This is a genomic window from Thiorhodococcus minor (genome assembly GCF_010820565.1).
GTDB classification, from domain to species: domain Bacteria; phylum Pseudomonadota; class Gammaproteobacteria; order Chromatiales; family Chromatiaceae; genus Thiorhodococcus; species Thiorhodococcus minor.
In genome coordinates this window covers 1-1914 of record NZ_JAAIJQ010000225.1, presented here as the reverse complement: position 1 = coordinate 1914, position 1914 = coordinate 1, and the positions used below count along the sequence as shown (strand labels likewise).

2 protein-coding genes are annotated in these 1914 nt (G+C 63.1%); both read right to left on the bottom strand.

Annotated features, from left to right (window positions below; genetic code table 11):
* Positions 1–48 precede the first annotated feature (48 nt).
* Positions 49–300, bottom strand: coding sequence for a hypothetical protein (locus tag G3446_RS26500; RefSeq protein ID WP_164456650.1), 252 nt, complete (start codon positions 298–300; stop codon positions 49–51).
* 195 nt (positions 301–495) lie between these two features.
* Positions 496–1914: DUF1214 domain-containing protein (locus tag G3446_RS26495; protein ID WP_209262652.1), on the bottom strand; the 1419-nt coding region annotated here is incomplete at its 5' end.

Here is a 1914-nt window from a genome sequence, read left to right as displayed (position 1 = left end):
CGATACTGGGCTCGCGGCGCACGATTACCCAGGCGGGAGTCACACCCGCTAGAACACGCGGCCTTGCCAGGCCGCACTGCCCCCTGTTTCGATGCGGCGGGGATTACCATCCCCTATCCGCAGCGCGACCTGCACCTCGATATCGCCGGCGCGGCTGCCCTGGCCGGCCCGCCCGATCCCCGGCCCACGCCAGCTTCCGATGCTGCCGGTCATTGATCCCTCGTTCGCACCGAGAATGAAACCGTTGGGCGCCATGAGCCCGAAATCGGTCCCTCGAGAGGCGGCCAGATCGGTGAACATGATTGGTCGCGCAGAGGCCTTGTGACCTTGATCATCGTTTGGTCCAGTGGCTGACGATTCCTGCGTAGTCAGGGCTTCCAGCCCTGATTCCGTCAGGCCAGGATGGCCTGACTACGCATTCGCTGGCCGATGTGGGCGAAGGGATGATCGAGGCCGGCCTTGTGGAAGGCGGTTGGATCGTCTATCCATGAACGGCTACTGCCCGAACGTCGAGAAGTCCACCTCTTCGATCTGCGGCAAGCTCCAGCTCTGGTCGAAGAAGGGCGCGGTCGGTCCGTAGAAGCGGAAGTAGGGGAACCAGGCGCGCCCGGGCACGGACTTGATCCAGTTGTTCTCCCAGCCCTTGGGTGCCTGGGGACCGACGAAGATGGGCGTGGAGCCATCCGGGTTGGTCTGGACCCCTTCGTGCGCGGAACCCCGCTCGGCGCGTTGCTGGTCGCTGGTGATCAGACCGCGCGTGTCCACGTCGTAGACGGTGACTGCCCAGAACAGCTCTACTGGTGGATCGGCCGGGACCTTGATCAGATAGGAGCGATCCCCGGCCAGCGCCCTGTCCTCGGTGTCCAGGAACATGCCGCCGTAACCCATGCCGAAACCGGGCAAGGGGAAGGACATCCGCTCGGATGTGGTGCAGGCCTCGTAGGTGTAGCGCGCACGCGGATCGAACCGGTCATAGTAGTTGGTGCGCTGGGTGTGCTCCATGGCGTCACCCGGCTCCGAGCCTGCGACGCGGCCGAGGATCAGTCGCCAGCCATCGTCGCGCAGCACGCCGGGCAGGCGCTCTCGGAAGACGAAGTTCTTGGCCATCGCCTCGCCGACCACCACCGCGTCGGCCATGATCTCCTTCTGGCGATCGGTCGGCGCGAAGGGCTTGTCCTTTTCGATGCCCATCTCCTTCAAGAAATACATGAAGAAGCGGTCGCGCTCTTCGACGGGCTCTTCCTGCAGGATGGCGTGGAGCATCTCCCAATATTTCATGCCGCGGGGCTGGAAGTTGCGACCGGGCTTGTTGTCGGCCGGGATGAGGCTGACCGGTTTGGGTGCTTCGCCGTTGTAGTAGACCTTGATCTGGCTGATGGCCTGGTCGCGCTCTTCCGGCGGCATGGAGGCGCGGACCAGAAACCAGACGTTGTTGGTCTTGGATTCGATGTATTTGGCGCCCTCGATGTAGGGAATTTCCGATGTCGGCGTATCGGGACCGGTGATCACCCAAGTCCCGCCGTTGCCCGCAAAGGGGCCGAACATGCCGAAATCCGCCAGACCCCGCTGCCAGAAATCGATGGCCAGGCCAATGAACTTGGCGGCGGGGATCTCGATAATGGTCGCCTTGTCCTTGACGTTGGTCCAGCCAAACAGATAAGGGGTCGACTCATTGGCCGTCAGGATCAGCGATCGATCATTGAACTGGGTCGCGTAGACCATCTGGTTCGGCTGCATAGCGTACTGATCAAGGTACGATTGCCGCCACTGCGCCTGCCCCACGATCGGCAGAGACCAGAGATAGGCCTGCACGGCCCGATGGTAGTCCATCTCGTAGTGGGTGCAACCTGCCGAGCGCGGGCGCATCAAGCCGCGAGCGCATGGTATGAGTCGGCATTGGCGGTCGCTTGGCCA

Coding starts and splice junctions, on each gene's coding strand:
- G3446_RS26500 (WP_164456650.1), bottom strand. CDS start 300: ATGTTCACCGATCTGGCCGCCTCTCGAGGGACCGATTTCGGGCTCATG.